At 73.7% G+C, this 20,794-nt stretch carries 20 protein-coding genes and 1 pseudogene; 10 read left to right on the top strand and 11 right to left on the bottom strand.

Features of this window, described 5'->3' with window-relative positions:
- Positions 1-282: 282 nt before the first annotated feature.
- The gene (locus tag NQO67_RS40700; RefSeq protein ID WP_255955608.1) at positions 283-717 is read right to left on the bottom strand and encodes a hypothetical protein; all 435 of its coding nucleotides are present in this window, start codon (positions 715-717) and stop codon (positions 283-285) included.
- Between the two features lie 149 nt (positions 718-866).
- On the opposite strand from NQO67_RS40700, the gene NQO67_RS40695 reads away from it, so the two are divergent.
- Positions 867-1,640: an MBL fold metallo-hydrolase gene (locus tag NQO67_RS40695; protein ID WP_255955607.1), complete on the top strand. Its 774-nt coding sequence runs from the start codon at positions 867-869 to the stop codon at positions 1,638-1,640.
- The gene (locus NQO67_RS40690; protein WP_255955606.1) at positions 1,637-2,257 is read left to right on the top strand and encodes a DedA family protein; all 621 of its coding nucleotides are present in this window, start codon (positions 1,637-1,639) and stop codon (positions 2,255-2,257) included. Before NQO67_RS40695 ends, NQO67_RS40690 begins: the two co-directional genes overlap by 4 nt.
- Positions 2,258-2,402: 145 nt before the next feature.
- Here the strand turns inward: NQO67_RS40690 and NQO67_RS40685 are convergent, their stop codons facing one another.
- Positions 2,403-3,794: an aminotransferase class I/II-fold pyridoxal phosphate-dependent enzyme gene (locus NQO67_RS40685; protein ID WP_255955605.1), complete on the bottom strand. Its 1,392-nt coding sequence runs from the start codon at positions 3,792-3,794 to the stop codon at positions 2,403-2,405.
- 283 nt (positions 3,795-4,077) lie between these two features.
- Positions 4,078-4,785, bottom strand: coding sequence for an ANTAR domain-containing response regulator (locus NQO67_RS40680; RefSeq protein WP_255955604.1), 708 nt, complete (start codon positions 4,783-4,785; stop codon positions 4,078-4,080).
- A gap of 72 nt (positions 4,786-4,857) precedes the next feature.
- Between NQO67_RS40680 and NQO67_RS40675 the strand changes: the two genes are divergently transcribed.
- Positions 4,858-6,003 carry a PAS domain-containing protein gene (locus NQO67_RS40675; protein WP_255955602.1) on the top strand — a complete coding sequence of 382 codons (1,146 nt, stop codon included), beginning with the start codon at positions 4,858-4,860 and terminating at the stop codon, positions 6,001-6,003.
- A 101-nt stretch (positions 6,004-6,104) separates the two neighbouring features.
- On the opposite strand, the gene NQO67_RS40670 is transcribed toward NQO67_RS40675, so the two are convergent.
- Together NQO67_RS40670 and NQO67_RS40665 are read right to left on the bottom strand one after the other, a co-directional pair.
- Complete coding sequence (locus NQO67_RS40670; protein ID WP_255955601.1) at positions 6,105-6,983, bottom strand: RNA polymerase sigma factor SigF; 879 nt, start codon at positions 6,981-6,983, stop codon at positions 6,105-6,107.
- Between the two features lie 239 nt (positions 6,984-7,222).
- Positions 7,223-7,393 (bottom strand): hypothetical protein, encoded by a 171-nt coding sequence (locus NQO67_RS40665; RefSeq protein WP_255955600.1) that lies wholly within the window; start codon positions 7,391-7,393, stop codon positions 7,223-7,225.
- A gap of 186 nt (positions 7,394-7,579) precedes the next feature.
- Between NQO67_RS40665 and NQO67_RS40660 the strand changes: the two genes are divergently transcribed.
- The 3 genes from NQO67_RS40660 to NQO67_RS40650 all read left to right on the top strand — a co-directional run bounded on the left by NQO67_RS40660 (position 7,580) and on the right by NQO67_RS40650 (position 9,212).
- Entirely contained in the window at positions 7,580-7,981 is a 402-nt protein-coding gene (locus NQO67_RS40660; RefSeq protein ID WP_255955599.1) for a DUF2795 domain-containing protein, read from the top strand.
- An 87-nt stretch (positions 7,982-8,068) separates the two neighbouring features.
- Positions 8,069-8,557, top strand: coding sequence for a CBS domain-containing protein (locus NQO67_RS40655; protein ID WP_255955597.1), 489 nt, complete (start codon positions 8,069-8,071; stop codon positions 8,555-8,557).
- 112 nt (positions 8,558-8,669) lie between these two features.
- Positions 8,670-9,212: a type 1 glutamine amidotransferase domain-containing protein gene (locus NQO67_RS40650; RefSeq protein WP_255955596.1), complete on the top strand. Its 543-nt coding sequence runs from the start codon at positions 8,670-8,672 to the stop codon at positions 9,210-9,212.
- Positions 9,213-9,511: 299 nt separating this feature from the next.
- Here NQO67_RS40650 and NQO67_RS40645 read toward each other — a convergent pair whose 3' ends face one another.
- On the bottom strand, positions 9,512-9,775 hold the full coding sequence (locus NQO67_RS40645; RefSeq protein WP_255955595.1) for a DUF6158 family protein: 264 nt from the start codon (positions 9,773-9,775) through the stop codon (positions 9,512-9,514).
- Positions 9,776-9,966: 191 nt separating this feature from the next.
- On the opposite strand from NQO67_RS40645, the gene NQO67_RS40640 reads away from it, so the two are divergent.
- From NQO67_RS40640 to NQO67_RS40630, 3 genes and pseudogenes are all read left to right on the top strand, one after another.
- A complete protein-coding gene (locus tag NQO67_RS40640; RefSeq protein ID WP_255955594.1) occupies positions 9,967-11,088 on the top strand; it encodes a baeRF2 domain-containing protein in 1,122 nt (373 codons plus the stop codon).
- Between the two features lie 154 nt (positions 11,089-11,242).
- Positions 11,243-11,875: pseudogene (locus NQO67_RS40635) on the top strand (phosphatase PAP2 family protein); the annotation flags it as partial.
- Between the two features lie 170 nt (positions 11,876-12,045).
- Entirely contained in the window at positions 12,046-12,855 is an 810-nt protein-coding gene (locus tag NQO67_RS40630; RefSeq protein ID WP_255955593.1) for a class I SAM-dependent methyltransferase, read from the top strand.
- 91 nt (positions 12,856-12,946) lie between these two features.
- Here the strand turns inward: NQO67_RS40630 and NQO67_RS40625 are convergent, their stop codons facing one another.
- The 3 genes from NQO67_RS40625 to NQO67_RS40615 form a co-directional block, all read right to left on the bottom strand.
- The gene (locus NQO67_RS40625) at positions 12,947-13,696 is read right to left on the bottom strand and encodes a GvpL/GvpF family gas vesicle protein (protein ID WP_305126883.1); all 750 of its coding nucleotides are present in this window, start codon (positions 13,694-13,696) and stop codon (positions 12,947-12,949) included.
- 172 nt (positions 13,697-13,868) lie between these two features.
- The gene (locus NQO67_RS40620; RefSeq protein ID WP_374119290.1) at positions 13,869-15,740 is read right to left on the bottom strand and encodes a transketolase; all 1,872 of its coding nucleotides are present in this window, start codon (positions 15,738-15,740) and stop codon (positions 13,869-13,871) included.
- Between the two features lie 47 nt (positions 15,741-15,787).
- A complete protein-coding gene (locus NQO67_RS40615) occupies positions 15,788-17,104 on the bottom strand; it encodes an NAD(P)/FAD-dependent oxidoreductase (protein WP_255955592.1) in 1,317 nt (438 codons plus the stop codon).
- A 279-nt stretch (positions 17,105-17,383) separates the two neighbouring features.
- On the opposite strand from NQO67_RS40615, the gene NQO67_RS40610 reads away from it, so the two are divergent.
- Positions 17,384-17,737, top strand: a complete 354-nt coding sequence (locus NQO67_RS40610; RefSeq protein WP_255955591.1) for a VOC family protein — start codon at positions 17,384-17,386, stop codon at positions 17,735-17,737.
- 242 nt (positions 17,738-17,979) lie between these two features.
- On the opposite strand, the gene NQO67_RS40605 is transcribed toward NQO67_RS40610, so the two are convergent.
- Positions 17,980-19,980 (bottom strand): DUF5107 domain-containing protein, encoded by a 2,001-nt coding sequence (locus NQO67_RS40605; RefSeq protein WP_255955590.1) that lies wholly within the window; start codon positions 19,978-19,980, stop codon positions 17,980-17,982.
- Between the two features lie 256 nt (positions 19,981-20,236).
- Positions 20,237-20,785 carry a GNAT family N-acetyltransferase gene (locus NQO67_RS40600; RefSeq protein ID WP_255955589.1) on the bottom strand — a complete coding sequence of 183 codons (549 nt, stop codon included), beginning with the start codon at positions 20,783-20,785 and terminating at the stop codon, positions 20,237-20,239.
- Positions 20,786-20,794: the final 9 nt, after the last annotated feature.

Raw genomic sequence — 20,794 nt, 5'->3', positions numbered from 1 at the left:
GCGCGCGGGACCGCCGCTGGGTGCCGGTGAACTGACGGTCCACGATCATCGCGCCGGCCGAGCACGTACATCCCCCACGCCCCCGACCCACAACGAAACAGAAGGCGACCCCAGCCAGAGCCGACCCGCAGTCGGCAATGGGCACCGGCACACGCCGCGCACATCAAAGCCCGTCCGGCGATTGAGGACGAGGCCGTCAAGGCCGAAAAGGGGGGCCTGGGGGCAAAGCCCCCAGAAAAGGGGCACCCGGGCCGGGGCCCGGGAAGGACAACCCCGAGCGGGTCAGCGACCGTCGTAGCCAGCCGTCGGCATCGACAACCGCCGATGCACCCGCGCCTTCATCTGCGCGCTATACCGCGGCTCCGCAAACTCCGCCACCACCACCCGGATCCCCCGCCGCCCACACTCCGCGACGAAGTCGTCCACGGACCGCAGCGCGCGTTCCAGAACCCGACGGCTCGGGGAGACGAACAGGTCGACGAGCCCGGCGTCGGCGTCCGCCCACAGGGCGGTGTGGTCGGGGCGCAAGGCGTGAACGAGGAGTTCACGAGTGATGACGCAGCCCTGTTCCGCCGCCCAACGCGCACACATCGCATGCTGGCTGCGCGCGTCCACCAGGAACGGGTCGGCGTCCAACTGTTCCAGGGGCGTGAGGCTGGTGATGGCCGTGGCCCGCAGCGTCCGCGCAGAGCCGGTCGTACCGTCGCCGTCTGCCACGCCGCCCCCTCCCGCAGTGCCCCGGTGCGCCCCCCGACGGGCCCGCCGACGACCCTACCGCTGCCCGTAGGCTCGGGGGGAGTCGCACGGCCGGCGCACGCACGGTCGGAGCAACGCAGGTCAAGGGAGAGACGGGCGGGAGGCTCGAGGTGCCGGTGGAGATCACCTGGTGGGGGCACGCCACCTGCACGGTCGCGGACTCGGGCGTCCGGATCCTGACGGACCCGTTGTTCGCCCGCCGCCTGGCTCATCTGCGGCGGCGCCGTGGCGCGCCGCCACCGCCGGAGGCGGCCGACGCCGACCTGGTCCTCGTCTCGCATCTGCACGCGGACCACCTGCACGTGCCGTCGCTCGCACGGTTGGCCGCCGGCACCCGCGTCCTGGTGCCGGCCGGCGCGAGCCGTGCGGTGCCGGCGCTGCGCCGGCTGACCCGGCTGCGGTTCACGGAGGTCGGCCCGGGCGACGAGTTCGAGGTGGGGACGCTGCTGGTGCGGGCGGTGCCGGCGCTGCACGACGGCCGCCGGCTGCCGGTGGGCCCGCATCGTTCGCCCGCGCTCGGCTATGTCGTCAGCGGTGCGGCGCGTACGTACTTCGCGGGGGACACCGGGCTTTTCGACGCGATGGCGAAGGAGGTCGGCCGGGTGGACGTGGCGCTGCTGCCCGTCGGCGGTTGGGGCCCGTACCTGGGGCAGGGGCATCTGGACGCGGGGCGCGCCGCGGAGGCGCTGGCGCGACTGGGACCGCGCAGTGCGGTGCCGGTGCACTACGGCACGTACTGGCCGATCGGCATGGACGCGGTGCGCCCCCATGAGTTCCACGCTCCCGGGGTCGAGTTCGAACGGCTGGCCGCGCTGCGGGCACCGGCCGTGGCCGTGCACCGGCTCGCGCACGGCGAGCGGGTCCGGGTGGAGGTGACCCGGTGACCCTTGCCGTCGCGGCCGCGGTGCCGCCGGAGTCGACCCAGCAGGCGGTGGGGTATCCGTCGTTGTTCCTGCTGGTGTTGGTGGGTGCCTTGGTGCCGGTGGTGCCGACGGGGGCGCTGGTCAGCTCGGCGGGTGCGGTGGCGTTCCACCAGACGGCTCCGTTCGCGCTGGTGTCGGTCTTCGCGGTGGCGGCGTTCGCGGCGTTCCTCGGGGACATCGCGCTGTACTGGCTGGGGCGGCGCGGACTGGGCTCCGGGAGCGGTTCGCGCTGGCTGACGGCGATCCGCAGCAGGGCGCCGGAGGAGCGGCTCGCGCAGGCACGCGACCGGCTCGACGGGCACGAGGTGACGGTCCTGGTGCTCTCCCGTCTCGTCCCGGCGGGCCGGGTCCCGGTGATGCTGGCCTGCCTGCTGGCGCGGATGCCGTTGCGCCGCTTCGCCCGCGGCAACATGCCGGCCTGCCTCGCCTGGGCGGTGACGTACCAGCTCATCGGCATCCTGGGCGGCTCGTTGTTCCGCGACCCGTGGGAGGGGGTGGCCGCCGCGGTGGTGCTGACACTGGCGATCAGCGTGGCTCCGGCGGCCTGGCGTCGGTACCGACGCGACAGCGACGCGTAGGGGCGCGACGGCGCCGGCGGGAGGCCCCTCACGGACCGGTCGCGGCGTCTTCGGACGGCACGGGCCGGCCCTGCGGGTCACCCGAACAGGGGCAAGGACATCGATCGACCCGGGTCAGCTCGAGCCGGCGCGCCAAGAGACGGGGTCAGCGCAGCGTGGCGCCCCGTGGGGCGTCGCTGCGCAGGTCGTCGAAGGCCGCGGCGAGCGCGCCGATCCCCACGGCGACCTGGGGCAGCGCCAGCGGGTCGGGGGCGCAGAGCGCCTGCGCCCGTTGCTCCGGTGTGGCGCCGAGCAATGGCCCCGTCGACAGGCGCACGCGCAGCGCGGCGAGGTCGTCGCCGAAGCGGTGTCCGCCGGGCACCGGCATGCCCAGGCGGTCGGTGAGGAAGTCCTCCAGGTCCTGGGCGTCGGTGACGCCGCGCTCGGCGAGCGCGGGCCGGAGGGGTTCGAGGTCGGCGTACAGGTGGCGGCCCGCCTGGGGCGGCCGGGCGAGTGCGCCCGCGGCCCGTACGACGCGGTAGGCGGCTGCCGCGACGCGGGCGTGCAGTCGGGCGGCGGCGACCAGCCGGGCGGTGACCTCGGGGGGCTCGGCGAGTGCGTGGGCGGCGGCAGCGGCGACCGGCGCGGCGATCCGGCCCCCGGCCGCGGCCAGCACGTCCAGTGCGCGGGCGCGCAGCGCTCGCCCGGCGTCGGTGTCCGGGAAGCGGGCGATCGCGGCGGGCCAGCCGGCCGGCAGGAAGGCCCCGGCGAGGTCGACGATCACGCTGGCCTGGTCCGGCACCATCTCGGCCGGGCTGACCACCACCGACGCCGCCTCCGGGCGCTCGGGGGCGTCCGGCGGCACGGTGCGCGGCATCGGCATCGGGCGGCCGTCGGCCGCGACGCCGGGCGCCGTTGCGGGTGCGGGTCCGCGTGCGGCTCCCTCGGCGGCGCCCGGCGGCGCCGGCTCGCCGGGCGGCGGCTGGTGCAGCGTGTCCCGGAGCGTCTCGTCACTGACGATGTGCAGGCCCGCTGCCACGGCGGCTTCCACCGTTTCGTGCAGCACCTCGGGCGGTGGCACGGTGGCGGTCGGATCGTCGGCGACCGAGAGCACCAGCAGCCGTGGATCGCCCCCTTCGGCGCGCACCCGGCGCGCGGTCTCCAGGAGCGCGTACGGGTCGGGGACGCCGCCGGACTCGGCGATGGTCGGCACCGGGAAGACGGCACGGTCCAGCATCCGTGCCTGCGGCGCCCACCAGGCGGAGCACGGCCGCGGCAGCAGCACGTCGCCGCCCAGCGCGGCGGTCAGCGCAAGCAGCAGCAGCGGGGCACCGGGCGCCGCGGCGAGGCTGCCCGGTGCCGCGTCCAGCCCGCGGCGCGCGAAGTAGCCGCCGGCCGCGGCCGTCAGCTCCGGGTCGCCGCCGAGTGGCTCGGCGTGCGTCCGGGCCGCCGCGGAGGCGAGCACCGTGGTCAGTTCGGGCAGGACGGGCAGTGCCTGGTCGGGAAGGAGTGGGCCGTAGCGGACGGGGCCGTGGCCCTCCCGGTGTTGTGATCGCATGGGTGCCTCCGCCGGTCCGTTCGGGTCCACGGGTGTTCTTCGGGTACCCCGGCGGGTGGTTCGTGGACCGGTGCAACGAGTACGGGGCTCGGTTCGCGTCGGGGTACGGGGCACGGATTTCGTCGGGACACTCGGGTGTCGTACGGATGCGCATGGGGTTCGTGGGACGCGCGGGTTTGGCCGAAAAGCGGTCGCACCGGTTCCATGCCGGCGCCGGAAGCCAGCGTCCTTGCGTCTCGGTGCGGCGCTCGACGAAGCCGTACGGGCGGGCCCGTCCGTCCGATCACGGTGCCAGGGACGACAGCTCGTTCTCCAGGCCGTGTCCCCGGGTCTCCACCAGCCGGCCCGCGACGTCGGTGAGCTTGCGGTTGGTGGCCTGGGAGATGCGGCGCAGCACGTCGAAGGCGGTGTCCGCGTCGCAGGACAGCACGTACATCACGATGCCGCAGGCCTGGTCGACGAGCGGTCGCGAGCGCAGCGCCGCACCCATGTGGTCGATCTCGGCGAGCGCCGACTGGTACGCACGGTCGCGCGCCAGACTGCTGGCGGCCAGTTCGCCCAGGGCCTGGGCGGGGCCGTGCTCGGCGCTGCACAGCGCGCCCGGGTGGAAGCTGTACAGGCTGAGGGTGATGGTCAGGCCGTTGCGCCGAAATGGCAGGGTGACGCTGGACCGGACCCCGGAGTCCAGCGCCATCGCCCGGTACAGCGGCCAGCGCTCCTCGCGCAGCAGGTCGATCGAGTCCACCGGTTTGCCGTACTCGGCCGCCGTGGGGATCGGGCCCTGGCCGGATCTCAGCTGGATCCCCACGAGGGCGGAGAGGTCCGGGTGGGTGACGGCGGCCGGCCGCTCGTCGTTCGCGTCGGACACCGTGGTGCTTGCGCCGCAGCAGTCCGTCGTGCAGACGACGGCCTTCTCGGCGAGTTCAGAGAGCCGGCGTCCCGGAAGACCCGGCTCCGGTATGACCGGACCCAAATGTTCCGCCTCCGTCATACCCACGCCTCCTTTCACGCCGCCTTCCCGCTCGCTTCCACGGAAAACGGAATCAGCGGTTAAGTTCGAGCCATGGCACAAACCGACGAGTTCGGCGAGGAGCTCGCCGACTTCGTACATCGCATCGCCGAGCTGAAGAACGCTCGTGCCGTCCCGGAAGGGGACCTCCCGGCCGTTCTTGACGCTGCGCTGTTCGAGCTCGACCATGCGGCGGGGCGTTTGTGGCCACTGTACGAGCGATTGGTGAGCGGCGGCGTATCGACGGCGCCCACCGGGGACCGGCTCGAGCAGCAGCTCCTGCGCGTGATGTTCCAGCGTTTCCCGCTTGCCGTGGCGCTCGTGGACCGCGAGACGGTGGTGCGCCGGATGAACTTCGCGGCGACCGGGCTCACCGGCGTCCGTGCCGGCTACGCGACGGGCCGTGCGCTCACCGGCCTCCTGGCGCACGCCGACCGGGCGGCCTTCCGTTCCCAGGTGGCGGCGGTGGCACGCGGCGAGGGGGACCGCAGCCTCGTGGTACGCCAGCAGCAGGATCCCGAGGCACGGGTGCGCGCCACGCTCACGGCGCTGCGGCCCACCAACGAGCCCCGGATCGTCGTGCTGGTGGTGTTGCAGCCCGCGGACGCACGGTCGGGCGTCCTGCGGGGCGCGACGGCGGCCGACGCGGTCGGCCAGGTCCTGCCCGACCTCAGCGAGGCCACCCGGCACGCCGCGCTCACCGACCTGCTGGACGGCATGACGTCGGCCCTGCTCACCGCCCCGGCGGGCGATCCGGACGCGGTGCTGGAACGGGCCGCCCGGGTGCTGCACGGCCGCTTCGCCGACTGGGTGATCGCGGAGGCCGGCGCCGCGCACCTGCGCCGTGTCACCGTGCTGGGCGCACCGGACGGCGACGCCCTGGCCGGCTCCCTGGTCAAGCAGGACCCCGCCGGATGCCCGCTGGTCCTGGAGGCCGCCCGGGGCGGCTCCATGGCCCTCAAGGTGCGCCCTGAGGACCCGGAGGAGTTCGGACGTGACGCGTCCGGCGACCCGGTGCTGCTCCGGGCCAATGTCACCTCGCTGATCTGCGTCCCCCTCACGGACGGCCGGGACGGCACGGTGCAGGGCGTCATCACGCTGTTCCGCACGGCCGCCCGGCCGGTCTTCTCGCTGGCCGAGGCCCAGACCGTCGACCTCATGTCCCGCCATGTCGCCTTGGCGATGCGCCGGCAGGCGTAGCCCGCTCGGGCCGTCCCGTCCGAGGTCGTCGGCACGGATCGGGGCGCCCGGGCGCCGGAGCGTCCCGGGGGCCCGTCCGTGGTGCCACGATCACCGCGCCGTCACGCGGCTTGCGGCAGAGGCACCTCGTCCCGCTGCGCCGCCGTCTCGTGCCGGTGCGCTGCGGGTGTCCCCGGCGCGCCACCCGGCAGCGCCCGGTCGTGCAGGATGTCCTCCCGCAACCGCCCGCAGCTGCGGCTGATCAGCCGCGAGACGTGCATCTGGGAGATGCCCAGTTGCTCGGCGATGCGGCTCTGCGTCATGTCGCCGAAGAACCGCATGTACAGGATGGCCCGTTCCCGCTCCGGCAGCGCCCGCAGCCGCGGCTTCACGGCCTCCCGGTCCACGACGACGTCCAGCGCCGGATCCAGCGATCCGAGCGCGTCCCGCAGCGCATAGCCGTCCTCGCTCCCCGGCAGCTCGGCGTCGAGGGAGAGCGCCGTGAAGCTGTCCAGCGCCTCGAGACCGATCCGGGCGTCCTCCTCGCTCATCCCGGCCCGCTCGGCGATCTCCGGCACGCTGGGCAGCCGTCCGGAGACCGACTGGGTCAGGTCCTGGCAGGCGAACCGGACCCGATTGCGCAGGTCCTGGACGCGGCGCGGGACGTGCAGGGTCCACATGTGGTCGCGGAAGTGCCGCTTGATCTCACCGGTGATGGTGGGCACGGCGTAGCTTTCGAACGCGCAGCCACGCGCCGGGTCGTAGCGGTCGACGGCCTTCACCAGACCGAGTGCGGCGACCTGCCGCAGATCCTCGTAGGACTCGCCGCGGCCGCGGAAGCGGCCGGCGAGTCGGTCCGCCATGGGGAGCCAGGCCTCGACGATCTCGTCACGCAGGGTGTCGCGCTCGGGACCGTCGGGCATGCCGATCAGCCGCCGGAAGGCGTCCGCGGTGTCGGGGGCGTCGTCATGGGGGTGCTTCGTACGGGTGTCGGTGCGCATGAGCGTAACCACTCCCTTGAATGCCGGTGGACGGTCATCGTGGGAGTGCGTGCCGAGCGCTGACGGGCCGTACGGGACACACCCGGGGTGCGGAACACCGCTCTCCCACGGACGTGCCTCCTGTCCGAAGCACTTCACTTCCTGTGCCCTCGTGGGCCCGGCTCAAACCTGCCGGTGGCTTCCGCCGCGCCTGCGGCCATGTGCTGCGTGCCTGGTCAGACGGGTTCCCCGGGTGTGGGTCAGCCGTGTCCCGACCGGGCTCCGGCTGCCGCGGCCCCGCTGGGCACGGCCGCCGTTTCGGGTTCCTCGGGTTCATCCGACAGGGGCGGGAGCATCAGCTCCTCGTACCGGCCGAGTGCCACCAGTACCACCAACAGTCCAAGCGGGATGAACACGGCGAGGATGGCCATGGCCCTGTCCTTCTGGGGTGCGTTCCAGGGGGTGTCCAAGGGGGGTGTAGCGCTCGGGTGTCCGGGAAGGCCCTGAATAAACCGCATAAATTGGGCCGAACTCGCAAGTCGTTCCTGCACGGCCGTGTCGTCCCGGCGTCATCGGGTACGCGACGGTCGCCCGTCCCCGAATCCGAGGAGGCAGACATGCAGCGAGGCAGTGACCGGCTAAGCGTCTACCGCGACGACGAGATGAAGGCCGAGCTGCGCGGCTGGCTGCAATCAGGGCACCCCACCAGGACCGAGGAGTGGCACGATCCGGAGCCGTTCGCCGAGGACGACCCCGAGGTCGCGGCCGGTCCGGTGACTCCGCAGCGCTCCCCTGCGCCGGTCGACCGGCTGCACTACGAGCTGGCACGCAACCTGGGCCGTTCGCCGTTCCCGGCCGGGGCCCGCCGGTTGCGGTCCGCCCTGGAGGAGCGGCACGCACCGGACGCCCTCGTCGAGCGGATGCAGGACCTGCCGGCCGACGCCACGTACGGCAACGCATACGAACTCGCCGAGGCCTTGGTCCAGGAGAGTGAACGCGGCGGGGAAGCAGAGGCATAGGCACCCGTTCGATGGGTACTGCAAGCTGCGTCGTGATGCACACACCGCGCCCCTCACGCGGTAGGGAGACGCAGAAGGACCATCACCATGGCTGATTTCGTCAGGGAGATCATGACGCCAGGTGTCGTCGTGGTTCCGCCGGACGCCTCGCTTGTGGAGGCAGCACAACTGATGAGGGCCCAGGACATCGGTGACGTCCTGGTGGCCTCGGAGCGCAATGTGCTGGGCGTGCTCACGGATCGTGACATCACCCTGCGGGCGGTCGCGGACGGCGCGGACCCGCTCACCGTGAGCGCACGAGCGGTGTGCACGCCCAACCCCGTGGTGGTCGGCCCGGACGACGAACTGTCCGTGGCCGTCGGGCTGATGCGCGAGCACGCCATCCGCAGGCTGCCGGTCGTCGAGGACGGCCGGGTGGTCGGCATGGTCAGCCTGGGCGACATCGCCATGGCGCAGCAGCCGGAGTCGGCGCTGGCGGAGGTCAGCCGCGCGGACCGGCACGGACGGCATCAGGGTGTGGGGCGCCCCAGAGGCAGCGCCACCGACTTCGCCGGGCCGCACGCCGGGGGTTGGTGAGTCCGAGGACCCGTCCTGAGCCGTTCACGCGGTGCCTGCGCCGGGCCCGCACGGCCCGGCGTGCAGGCGCCCGCACCGTATCTGAATCCGATCGTGGAAAGGCGTGTCACGCATGCGTATCGCATTTCTCGTGGCCCCCGAGGGGGTTGAGCAGGTCGAGCTGACCGAGCCCTGGAAGGCCGTCAAGGACGCCGGTGACGAGCCCGTGCTGGTGTCGACCGAGGCCGGCCAGGTGCAGGCGTTCAACCATCTCGACCGGGCCGACACCTTCCCGGTGCAGGAAGTCGTCGACGACACGTCCGCCGACTCCTTCGGCGGCCTCGTGCTGCCCGGCGGCGTGGCCAATCCCGACTTCCTGCGCATGAACCCGCGCGCGGTGTCCTTCGTGCGTGACTTCTTCACGCAGGGCCGCCCGGTGGCGGCCATCTGCCACGCGGCGTGGACGATGGTGGAGGCCGACTGCGTAAGCGGGCGGGTGCTGACCTCGTGGCCGAGCCTGAAGACGGACATCACCAACGCCGGCGGCACCTGGGTCGACGAGCAGGTCCACGTGTGTGAAGCGGGGAACAACCTGCTGATCAGCAGCCGCAAGCCGGACGACCTCAAGGCGTTCTGCGAGACGTTCGTCAGGGAGTTCGGCCGAGCCGCGGTCTGACGGCGCAGACCACCGGCCGATGGTGCGGAGACGAGATCCGCGCCGGAGCCGCGCGCGGTGGCGCCGAAGGCGCACACAAGGGGCGCGGGGAACTGCGCGACCAGCCACCTTCGGCCGGTGGTCCGGACACGACAGAAACAACCCCTCCGGGCCGGTGACGACCCGCAAACAGCCCCTCCGCGCCGGTGACGACCCGCAGGGTCGCGTCGTGGCCGGTCGCGCAGTTCCCCGCGCCCCTCTTCGGCGGCTTCGCCGCCCCCCGCGGCGGAGCCGCACGATGTCCTACGGGCGCCCCGCCGTCACGAGGCGCCCGACGCCTGCGGTCGGCGTGCGGCGCCCGCGGCCTCCCGTTCCCGTGCACCGGCGCGGGTGCGCCCGGCGGCGACCGGGCGGCGCGGGTGGCGACGCAGGTACTCCCCCTCCAACTGGGCCATGCGTTCGTTGTGTGCGTGCAGGGCGTCGTTCGAGCCGTGCAGCAGGGTGTCGTGGCGGGTGCGGTGGATCGCTTCCAGCTCCTTCATGAGCTGCTGGTCGTCGAGGCGCCCCGGGTCGACTCCTGACATGTGACACTCCACTCGTTGGGTCTGGCGCTCGTCGGATGGTGGCGCCCGTCGGGCCGGGCGCGCGATCTGTCGTTCGCTGTGGCGTGTGAGGGTCCGTTGTGGCGCATGGGTCGTCGTGTTGTCGTCCAGGGTTCGGGTACCCGCCCGGGAGCGTACGACGACATGTGATGAACGGCGTCCCGGAGGCACTTATGGATCTCGCCTTTCTCCAGCCACTCTACGAACGTCCCGGCCCATGGGCCTCGGTGTACGCCGACACCTCACGGCACACCGAGAACACCGCCGTGGAGCGCTCACTGATCGCGCGGGACGTCCGGCGGCAGCTGCTGGAGCAGGGTGTCGACGAGCCGACCAGCGATGCGGTGGGCACGGCCCTGGAGGAGCTGCGGCACTCGACGGAGCCGGCCGGCCGTGCCCTGTTCGCCACGCAGGGCCAGGTGGTCCTCGACCCGCCGCTCGCCGCCGCCCCGCAGGGCACCTGGGGGACGTGGTCGGCCCTGCCGCGCACCGCGCCGCTGCTCGACCTGGCGGGCGAGGACCCGCTGTGCCTGGTGGCCTACGTGGACCGGCGCGGCGCGGAGTTGGAGCTGCGCGGCGCGCGGGGTGGCGAGGCGGCCGGAGAGATCGCGGGCAAGCAGTGGCCGGTGCACCGGACGCGGACGGCTGACTGGTCGGAAACCCACTTCCGGCTGCACGTCGAGGAGACCTGGGAACAGAACGCCGGGCAGATCGCCGAGGCGATCACGGCCACCCATGAGGAGACCCGCGCCGATCTCGTGGTGCTCGTCGGCGACGACCGGGAGCGGCGCGCGGTGCGTGACAGGCTCCCGCAGCGGGTGCGCGAGTGCACCAGCGAGACCGAGCACGGCAAGGGCAGCCGGCTGCTCCCGGACGAGCTTGCGCGGCTGCGCGCCGCGTACGTGCACGCCCGCGCGGCGGACGAGCTGGACCGCTTCCTTCAGGCCCGCGCCCCGGACGCCGAGGGCCGTTCGGGTGCCGTGGAGGGCGTTCCGCAGCTGGTCGAGGCGGCCCGGGAGCACCGCATCTCCGAGCTGCTGATCCGTCCCGACGGGCCCGACGCGCACCGCGAGGTCTGGGTGGGCGAGGACCCGGACCAGCTCGCGGTGCGGCGCACGGAGGGCAAGCCGCTGGGCGAGCCCGACCCCTGGCCGGCACGGGCCGATGACGCGCTGATGAGGTCGGCGGCGACGACCGGGGCTCAGGGTCTTTCGCTGAGCGCCGCAGGGCCCACCGAGGCACCGGCGGGGGGCCTCGGCGCGCTGCTCCGTTGGAAGGAACCGGCGGCCGGGTGATCATGCGCGATCCCCGCGGGAACCGTTCCCGCGCGCACCGGAGGACCCCCAGTCCATGACCGCCCACGGCGCCGAAGGTCGCCCCGCCGGCGGCGCGGCGCAAAGTGCCGCGTCCGAGCGGATGGCCGCCCTCAACTGCGGGTATGCGTGGGGGATGTGTGCTGACGTCGATGATTCCGATGCCCCGGCCGCCTCGATGGGACGGGCGACGCTGGGCCGGCTGCTCGCCGTGGACGTGCGGACCTTCGAGGCCCTGGCCGGACGGCACTGGCCGGGCGCCGACCGGGTCCTGCCACGGCTGAGTCGGGCGGCGAACCACGGCGTGCTCTGGTTCACGGTCGCCGCATGCATCACCGCCACCCGGACCCCGCGCTCCCGGCGCGCCGCCGCCCACGGCGTGGCGTCGCTGGCGCTGGCGTCGGCCACGATCAACACCTTCGGCAAGCGCTCGGTGCGCCGCCCGCGGCCGTTGCTGGACGCGGTGCCGCTGGTCCGGCAGTTGAAACGGCAGCCGGTCACCACGTCCTTCCCGTCCGGCCACGCGGCGTCGGCCGCCGCGTTCGCGACGGGCGTCGCGCTGGAGTCGGGGCGCTGGGGCACGGCCGTCGCCCCGCTGGCCGCCGCCGTGGCGCTGTCCCGGGTGTACACCGGCGTGCACTACCCGAGCGACGTGCTGGTGGGTGCCGCGCTCGGCGTGGGAGCCGCGTTCGCCGTCCGCGGTGTGATCGCGGTGGCCGAGAACCGCCCGCACCGGGCGGGACCGGAACCGGAGGCCGGGACGGCGCCGCAGTCGTCCGCATGAACGGCACCGCAGCCGTTCACAGAGTCGTCCATATAACAAGACAGTGGTCTCATCATGCGGTCGGATCCCGTACGGTGCTGTGCAGCGACAGGCCGGCGGCCCGCGAGGTGGCCCCGGCCGGAACGGGGCGGGGTGCCGCCCGGGAGGAGACCGGTATGCCGAAGGAGACCGCCGTCTACACGCACGGCCACCACGAGTCGGTGCTGCGCTCGCACACCTGGCGCACCGCCGCCAACTCGGCGGCCTACCTCCTCGATTCGCTCAAGCCGCACATGGCCGTCCTGGACATCGGCTGCGGTCCCGGCACCATCACCGCCGACCTGGCCGCGCTGGTGCCGGACGGCCGCGTCACCGCCGTGGACCGCGCCCCGGACGTCCTGGAGCGGGCCCGTGCCACCGTGGCCGAGCGGGACCTGACCAACGTGGACTTCGCGGTGGCCGACGTGCACGACCTGCCCTACCCGGACGACTCGTTCTGCGTGGTCCACGCCCACCAGGTCCTCCAGCACGTGTCGGACCCGGTCCAGGCGCTGCGCGAGATGCGGCGGGTGTGCCGGCCCGGCGGGTTCGTAGCGGTCCGGGACGGCGACTACGCGACGATGACCTGGTATCCGCTCACCGAGGGCATGGACGACTGGCTGGACCTGTACCGCCGGGTTGCCCGGGCCAACGGCGGCGAGCCGGACGCGGGACGCCGCCTCAAGGCGTGGGCGCTCCAGGCCGGATTCACGGACGTCCGTGCGACCGCGAGCACCTGGTGCTACACCACCGACGAGGAACGCGCCTGGTGGAGCGAGCTGTGGGCGGAGCGCACCCAAGCCCCCGCCTATGCCGACCGTGCGGTGCAGGGCGGCCATGCCGACGCCGGGCGACTGGAGCGGATCTCGGCGGCCTGGCGGCGCTGGGGAGTCGAGCCGGACGGCTGGTTCGCGATGCTGCACGGGGAGGTCCTCTGCCGGGCGTGACGCCACGGTGCCGGGCCTGACATGACGGTGGGAGGGCGCAGCCTGTGCCCCCTCGGGGCCCCGGGGCGCTCTCCCCCACCGGCAGCGCCCGTCAGTCGCCCGGCCGGCCCGGCCCCGTGGGCTCGCCCGCGTCCTGCGGCGGCGCGGAGAACGAATAGGCGGCCCACGGCCCGGAGAGTTCCACCCGCAGACCCGGCACGGTGCCCTTGACCTCGTCCACCTGTGCCACGAAGTCCCCGGCGGCCGCCCGGTCCACGAGGTACGCGGCATCGAGCACCAGGACGCCGGCCGGGCCGACCAGCTCCGGTGGCCCTGACCGGATCGACCAGGGGCGGTTCGGCGGCTCCAGCCGTGCTTCGCCCGCCGTCCGGCACAGCCGCTCGTGCAGCCGCCTGCCCAGTTCGCCGGCCTCCTCCCGGGTGCCGTCCCGTTCCGCGCGCTCCACGAAGAGCTTGACGCCCCACTCGACCTGCCCGGCGAGGCGGTCCAGGGTGCGCCGGAAGGACGCCTGGTGGGCCTCGATCAGGGTGCGCACGGCGCTGTCGTCGCGTACCACGGTCATCGGCCGCAGCGGCAGCGGACTGGTGACCGTGGTGAGCGCGGCGACGACCCGCTGGTGGGCGCGGACCGTCGTGGCCACCCAGCCGGGGTCGGCGAGCCGCGCGGCGAGCCCGGCCGGCGCGAAGTCCCTGGCCGGTACGACGCCCGTCACGGCGACCAGGCCGGCGTGCGGCAGTACCTTGACCGGGGTGTCGGCGACCCCGAGCAGCTCGGCCTGCAACGGCGCGCCGAAGGGCCGGCAGACCGCGTACACGTACCGCCGTGTGTGCACCTCGCCCATGGGTCGGCCTCCCGCTTCCCGGCTTGCGCTCCCGACGCCTCCGTGCACCCTTCTTTCCCACCCGGCCGGCCGGAATGCGTCGCCGGCGCGTCCGGGCGGGACGGGCCAGGTTCCGGGAGGGACCGTTCCGGAAGGGCCCGGGCGGGTCGGCGGGGGCGCCCGCCTCCGGGGGTCAGCCCACCATCGCGTTCTCGATCAGGAGCCGCGCGCCGGCCGCGATCGCCTCCGCGTCGATGCCGGCGGCGTGCATCTGCTGGTCGGGAGAGGCGGAGCCGGGCATCGTACGCACCGCGAGGCGCACCATGCGCGGCATCGGCCGGCCGTCGTCGAAGGCGTCCAGCACCGCGTCCCCGATGCCGCCCTCCTCGTGGTGGTCCTCCACGGTCAGCAGGCAGCCGGTGTGTTCGGCGGCCTCGCGCAGGGCGTTCTTGTCGACGGGCTTGAGGGAGTACAGGTCGATGACGCGGCAGCGTATGCCGTCCTCGGCGAGCGCGTCGGCGGCCGACAGCGCCTCGAAGACGGTCACCCCGGCGGCGACGATGGTGAGCCGGTCCTCGCTGCTGGAGCGCAGCAGCTTGCTGCCGCCGACCGGGAACGTCTCGTCGGGCCCGTAGATCACCGGGGTGGCGCCGCGGGTGGTGCGCAGGTAGCCGATGCCGGGGCGGTCGGCGAGCTGGGCGACGAGGTGCCCGGTCTGGTTGGCGTCGCACGGGTACAGGACGGTGGAGCCGTGCAGCCCGCGGAACATGGCCAGGTCCTCCAGGCCCATCTGGGAGGGCCCGTCCTGCCCGATCGCGACACCCGCGTGCGAACCGGCGACGTTGATGTCGACGCCGCTGACCGACGCCATCCGCAGGAAGTCGTGGGCGCGGGTCAGGAACGCGGCGAACGTCGACGCGTACGGCAGCCAGCCGCGCGCGGCCATGCCCACCGCGGACGCCACCAGCTGCTGTTCGGCGATGTAGCACTCGAAGTAGCGATCCGGGTGCTCCTTGGCGAAGAACTCGGCACGGGTGGAGTCGCCGACCTCGCCGTCCAGCACGACCACGTCGCCCCGTGCGGTGCCCAGCGCGGTCACCGCGGCACCGAAGGCGTTGCGGGTGGCGACCTGGTCGCCCTTGTCGTACGTGGGCAGCTCCAGGTGGCCGCTACGGGCCACGTGCCGCTGGTGCACCGCGGGCGGCGGCTGCACCGAGACGTGCAGGTCGCGCATCCCGCCGAGCTCCTCGATGGCCTCGGCGGCGTCGGGCAGCGGCTTGCCGTGCATGCCCTCGCGGTTCTCCACCGAGGCGACGCCCTTGCCCTTCAGGGTGCGGGCGAGGATCACGGTGGGCTGGCCGACCGTCGAGGTCGCCTCCGTGTAGGCGAGGTCGATGGCGTCGGCGTCATGCCCGTCGACCTCGATGGTGTGCCAGTCGAACGCGGCGAACCGGCGTGCGTAGGCGTCCAGGTCGTGGCCGTGCCGGGTGGGGCCGCGCTGGCCGAGGCGGTTGACGTCCACGATCGCGATGAGGTTGTCCAGGTGCTCGTACCCGGCGTGCTCGGCCGCCTCCCAGATGGAGCCCTCGGCCATCTCGCTGTCGCCGCACAGCGCCCACACCCGGTAGTCGGCGTGGTCGAGGCGCTTGCCCGCGAGGGCCTCCCCGACGGCGGTGGGCAGGCCCTGACCGAGCGATCCGGTGGCCACCTCCACCCACGGCAACCGGGGCGTGGGGTGGCCTTCGAGCCGGCTGCCCTCCTTGCGGAAGGTCAGCAGCTCCGCCTCGCTGATCGCGCCGGCGGCCTTGTACGCCGCGTACAGCAGCGGTGAGGCGTGGCCCTTGGAGAGGATGAAACGATCGTTGCCGGGGTGCTCGGGGCGGTCGAAGTCATAGCGCAGATGGCGGGCGAGCAGCACGGCCATCAGGTCGGCGGCGGACATCGAGGAGGTGGGGTGCCCGGAGCCGGCCGCGTCGGCTTCGCGCACGCTGTCCACCCGCAGTTGCTGCCCGAGGTCGAACAGTTCGTGCATGGTCAGGTCATGGGTGAGGCCGAGGGTGGTCATATCAATCATCCTTCGGGTCGGTCGCTCGAATCCGGTGGTCCTTCGGGTCAGTCACTCGGTCCGCCGGGTACCCGGGCCAGCTCCGGCGAGGCCGACTCCAGCGGCACGGAACCCGATCGCACCAGGCCCAACTGGACGCCCTGGCGCGGCAGCACCGCGTCCAGCAACCAGTCGGCGGCGACCCGGACGCGGTTGCCCGGCATCGCGGCGAGGTGGTAGCCGCGGGTGATGGCCCCGGCCAGCGGACCCGACAGGGTCACGCCGAACGGGTTGGCGACGCCCAGGGCGCCGCCCAGGTCGACGGTGAAGCCCAGGTCGCGGTGCCGGTACGGGACCCGGGTGCCGTGGCCCAGCGAGGCGGCGACGTTGCGTGCCGCGGTCTTCCCCTGCCGCCAGGCGTGCTGGGCCGTCATCGGGGCGGCCCGGTCCGGGTGGTTGGGGTCCGGCACGGCGGCCGCGTCGCCGCAGGCGAACACCTCCGGATGGCCGGGCACGTTCAGGAACTGGTCCACCACCAGGCGGCCCCGCTCCAGCGGCCGGTGCAAGCCCTCCATGAGCGGATCGGGCCGCACGCCGACACACCAGATCAGGGACCTGGTGTCCACGAACTCGCCGCTGTCCAGCAGCACACCGTCGGCGGTGGCCTCCTTCACCGAGGTGCCGGGGCGCACGTCCACGCCCCGCTTGCGCAGCACCCGGTCGGCGGACTGAGACATGCGCTCGTCCATCTCGGGCAGCACGCGCGGCGCGATGTCGAGCAGCAGCCAGCGGGGGCGTATGCCCTTGCGCAGCGGGTTGTCGCGCACCAGCGCGTCGGTGAGCATCGCGCCCTGCGCGGCGACCTCGGTACCGGTGTAGCCGGCGCCCACGACCACGAAGGTGCAGCGTGCGGTGCACATCGCGGGGTCGTCGGCGGCGGCCGCCAGCTCGATCTGCCGGGTCACGTGATCGCGCAGGTAGAGGGCCTCCGGCAGGCCGCGGAAGCCGTGGGCGTGCTCGGCCACGCCCGGGATCGGCAGCAGCTTGTTCACGCTGCCCACGGCCAGTACCAGCCGGTCGTACGGCAGCTCGCCGCTGCCGCCCTCGAGGTCGGCGTAGCGCACGACGTGCCGCTCCAGGTCGACCCCGTCGGCCTCGCCCAGCACATGCCGGACGTGCGGCAGGGTGCCGGCGAGCGACACGGTGGTCCTGCGCGGTTCCAGCACGCCGGCGGCCACCTGCGGCAGCAGCGGCAGGTAGAGGAAGTAGTCGGTGGGATTCAGCAGGGTGATGTCCGCCCTGCCCCTGGCCTGCCTGCTCAGGCAGCGGGCGGCACGGTAGCCGGCGAAACCGGCTCCGACGATCACGATGCGGGATCGGCTCACGATTCGCCTCCGGCACGGGTAGAAGCCACGGCGCCGCCGGGCACCGGCCCAGGGCGTTTCGAGCCTTGCGGCACCCACGCCCTGGGCCGCGGCGCCCGGCAGACTTTCCGCGTAACCCCTCCTACGGCGCCCAAACGTCGCCCGCCGCTACGGGACCCGTCGTCTCCCCGACCGCCGGGCGGGCCCCGCCCCCGCCTCGTCCGCCTCGCCGGACCATGTGACGCGATCGTCCTACCGGAAACGATCACGCCGGGCCGGCGTCGCAACTAGGCTCCGGCTATGGACATCCTGGGAACCACGCTCCGGATCTGCGTCGAGGACCTGGAGGCCTCGGTAGCGTTCTACGAGCGGCTGGCGGGCAGCAAGGCACTGAGGTTCGAGCGCGGCGGTGTGTCGGTCGCCGCGGTCGGCTGTTTCCTGCTGATGAGCGGGCCCGAGCAGGAGCTCGAAGTGCTGCGCAAGGTCACCGCGACGATCGCCGTCAAGGACGTCGACGAGGCCCGCGACATACTCGCCGCCTCCGGCGCCCACATCGTCGCCGGCCCCCTGCCGTCCCCCGCGGGCCGCAACCTGATCGCCATGCACCCTGACGGCTCCGTCTTCGAGTACGCGGACCGCCGCGCAGTGGTCTGAGACCACGGCGCGAACGTGACGTGACGGTTGGGGTGCCCCCCGGCTCCCTAGGGGCGCGGGGAACTGCGCGACCAGCCCCGACGAGACCGTCGGATCGTCACCGACCGAAAGGGGCAGATCCTGTCGCGCCCGGACCACCGGCCGGTGGATGGTTGCGCGCGCAGTTCCCCGCGCCCCTAAGGGAGCCGGGGGCACCCCCGGGACGCCACGCGAGGTACCCCTGAAGCAGGGCAAGCCCGGCGTCAGCCGGCGCCCATGCGGAAGTCGTACCGGGCCGGCAGCGGCGCGTCGCCGACCCGGCTCCACATCTCGCCGAGCACCTCGTCGCCCTCCCGCAGGTCGGCCACCTCGAATCCGGCGTCGAAGACGGCTCGCGCCTCCTCGGCGCGGCCCTCGGCGGTCAGGAGCTCCACCTCGATCAGGCGGAACCTGCCGCGGGCCCGTGTCGTCTCGTCCAGCCGTTCCCACACGGCACGGGCCCGCCCGGTGCGTCCCGCGGCGAGCAGCGCGGCGATCGCCTCGCGGGCCAGCGCCGCACCGACCACGGTCCACCCGGCGCCCTCCTGCCCCTCGCCGCGCTCGCCGCCGCCGGCGGGACGGTGCGCGTGCAGGTCGTCGAAGGCCTCGTCGTAACGGTCCGCCGCGCGCTCCGCGTGGCCTGACGTGGCGTCGGCGACGGCCAGGCAGCGCAGCAGCGGCCAGCGGGTGCCGGCCGCCGCAAGGCCCCGCTCCCAGCTGCGCACCGCCTGCGCGCGGTCGCCCGCGTGCCATTGGGCGATGCCGAGGTGGTACTCGGTCAGCGGGGTGGCGGGCGCGGTCTCCAGCATGTCCCGCCAGTGCGGGGAGACCAGGGCCGGGCCGGGGTGGCCGCCCACCGGCTCCGCGGTGGGGAACGCACCGGCCTCCAGCAGCCGCTGCCACGGCTCCTGCTCGGCGCCGAGGGTGTCCTCGTCGAAGGGGGTGCCGGGCAGCTTGAAGCGGCCGCGCAGCACTTCGAGGGCGCCCCAACCCGAGCCGGTGGCCAGCCGCTCCCCCGGCTCGGTGTCGGCGCACGTCCGCCACGCGTCGTACGCGGCGTCGACCTCGGTGCGCGGCAGCGCGGCGGACAGCCGGTCGACGACCTCGGCGCGGGCTCCCGCCCAGTCGGTGCCGTGCACCGCCGCGGGATCGGCGGACAGCGGGCCGTACGCCTCCAGCCAGGCGAACTCGCTCGCCGGTTCCAGGCGCAGGTGCTCCAGCTGGGTGCGGGCGAGCCCGGCCTGGATCTCGGCGTAGCCGCCGGTGCCGGGCTCGGTCAGCCACTGCTGCCAGCGCCGTCCCCCGCGGCTCGTACCCCAGACGAAGAGCTTGCGCCCGCGCAGCAGGTCCGTGGAGGTCTGGACGAGGCCGTGGCCCTCGGCGTCGAGTGCGGCGATCCAGCGGCGCTGCCCGTCCGGCACGTCGTAGAAGAAGTCGGCGGAGTGCTCGCTGTGCAGCGGATAGCTGCGGTCGACACCGTCGAGCACGGGGACCGGGACGCGGCGCAGGGTGCGCTCGTAGCCGAAGTTGTAGGCCTCCTCGGCGGGTGCGAGGACGCGGTGCCACTCGGGGACGGCGATGTTCGACCACCAGTAGGTGGGCACCGGTCGCTCGTGCGGGTTGCGGATGCGGACACCGGCGTACAGGAAGTCGGAGCCCTCCGGGAGCCACAGGTCGACCTGGAAGGGCAGGTCCCGCAGTCGCTCCCACTCCCACAGCCGCAGCATCTCCCCGCCGTCGGGCGCCGGCACCCGCGCGGCGTGCAGCGGGGCGACGGAGAGCGTGCCGTGGCCGGTGGCGCCGATGTTCCACTCGATGCCGCCGGAGAACCAGGCGTCATTCAACGCGAAGTTGGCGGGTTGGAGCACCGGGTTGCGGTAGAGCAGGGCACGGCCGGTGGGCTTGTGGACCATCGAGTGGACTCGGCCGCCGAGGCCGGGCAGTACGGTGACGCACAGCCGGTCGTTCTCCAGGACGATGGCCGGCAACGCGGTCTCGGTGCGGGTGCGTCCGTAGCCGTCGCGCAGCGGCGTGGGCAGCACTCCGCGCAGCGGCTCGTAGCGCAGTTGGCGTGCCATGTCACGCGGGAGGCCGGTGAGCGACCGGGTGTCGATCCTGTGCAGCTCGGCCCGCGGGCGCAGCGGCGGCAGCGGGTTGGGCGGGCCGGGCGGCGCCGCCGGCAGGGTCAGGGCCGAACAGCGGATCGTCGTGGCGGTCGTCGGCACGTGGCCTCCCCTTGTCGTTCACTCGGACTGTCCGCGCCGATCACCCGGTTGGCCTGCTTTCCCGGCTGGGGGTCCGGGGGTCGTCCCCCGGGAGAACGCAGTACCTGTGTGGCCGGTTCGCCTGCGGGCGCACGGCGCGCCCGCCGTCACCCGGATGACCATGACAGCAGGGTGCATGCGGTCCTGACCAGGGGATCCGGAGACATGGGTGGGTCAGGATTGCGCAAAAGCACGGCCTGGACCTGCGGGGTGGGCGTCAGCTCGGCCGGGGCATCTCGGCGGTGAGCGCCCACCGCTCGTGGTCCCGCCACGCCCCGTCGACGTAGAGGAACTGCGGCGAGTAGCCCTCCAGGCGGAACCCGGCGCTGCGGGCCAGCGCGATGGAGGCGGTGTTGGCCGGCTGGGCGTTGATCTCCAGCCGGTGCAGGCCCAGGGTGCCGAAGGCGTGCTCGACGACGAGTCGCAGGCCGTCCCGCATCAGCCCGCGGCCCGCGGCGTGCGCGAAGGCGCCGTAGCCCATGGCGCCGCTCCAGAAAGCGCCTTCGACGACGTTGTTGATGTTGATGAAGCCGGCGAGGTCGCCGGTGGCGCGTTCGCAGATGAGGAAGCCGTGCCTGGTCGGGTCGTCGATGAGCCGGCTCGCGTAGGCGGCGTAGGCGTCGAGGGTGCTCGGCGGGTACAGCCAGGGTCGGTGCAGTGTCGTGCTCTCCCGTACCCGGGCGGTGAACTCCGGGCCGTCGGCGGGGCGGAAGTGCCGTATGCCCACGTGGGTGGTCTCGGCGAGGTAGCTGGGGTGCGGGGGCATGTGATCACG

This window comes from Streptomyces odontomachi, from assembly GCF_024435355.1.
Lineage (GTDB): Bacteria > Actinomycetota > Actinomycetes > Streptomycetales > Streptomycetaceae > Streptomyces > Streptomyces odontomachi.
This window is presented reverse-complemented; position numbering and strand designations above follow the sequence as displayed.

Coding starts and splice junctions, on each gene's coding strand:
- NQO67_RS40660 (WP_255955599.1), top strand. CDS start 7,580: ATGCAGCGAGGCAGTGACCGGCTAAGCGTCTACCGCGACGACGAGATG.
- NQO67_RS40665 (WP_255955600.1), bottom strand. CDS start 7,393: ATGGCCATCCTCGCCGTGTTCATCCCGCTTGGACTGTTGGTGGTACTG.
- NQO67_RS40620 (WP_374119290.1), bottom strand. CDS start 15,740: ATGACCACCCTCGGCCTCACCCATGACCTGACCATGCACGAACTGTTC.
- NQO67_RS40610 (WP_255955591.1), top strand. CDS start 17,384: ATGGACATCCTGGGAACCACGCTCCGGATCTGCGTCGAGGACCTGGAG.
- NQO67_RS40650 (WP_255955596.1), top strand. CDS start 8,670: ATGCGTATCGCATTTCTCGTGGCCCCCGAGGGGGTTGAGCAGGTCGAG.
- NQO67_RS40600 (WP_255955589.1), bottom strand. CDS start 20,785: ATGCCCCCGCACCCCAGCTACCTCGCCGAGACCACCCACGTGGGCATA.
- NQO67_RS40685 (WP_255955605.1), bottom strand. CDS start 3,794: ATGCGATCACAACACCGGGAGGGCCACGGCCCCGTCCGCTACGGCCCA.
- NQO67_RS40625 (WP_305126883.1), bottom strand. CDS start 13,696: ATGGGCGAGGTGCACACACGGCGGTACGTGTACGCGGTCTGCCGGCCC.
- NQO67_RS40630 (WP_255955593.1), top strand. CDS start 12,046: ATGCCGAAGGAGACCGCCGTCTACACGCACGGCCACCACGAGTCGGTG.
- NQO67_RS40680 (WP_255955604.1), bottom strand. CDS start 4,785: ATGACGGAGGCGGAACATTTGGGTCCGGTCATACCGGAGCCGGGTCTT.
- NQO67_RS40645 (WP_255955595.1), bottom strand. CDS start 9,775: ATGTCAGGAGTCGACCCGGGGCGCCTCGACGACCAGCAGCTCATGAAG.
- NQO67_RS40675 (WP_255955602.1), top strand. CDS start 4,858: ATGGCACAAACCGACGAGTTCGGCGAGGAGCTCGCCGACTTCGTACAT.
- NQO67_RS40670 (WP_255955601.1), bottom strand. CDS start 6,983: ATGCGCACCGACACCCGTACGAAGCACCCCCATGACGACGCCCCCGAC.
- NQO67_RS40640 (WP_255955594.1), top strand. CDS start 9,967: ATGGATCTCGCCTTTCTCCAGCCACTCTACGAACGTCCCGGCCCATGG.
- NQO67_RS40655 (WP_255955597.1), top strand. CDS start 8,069: ATGGCTGATTTCGTCAGGGAGATCATGACGCCAGGTGTCGTCGTGGTT.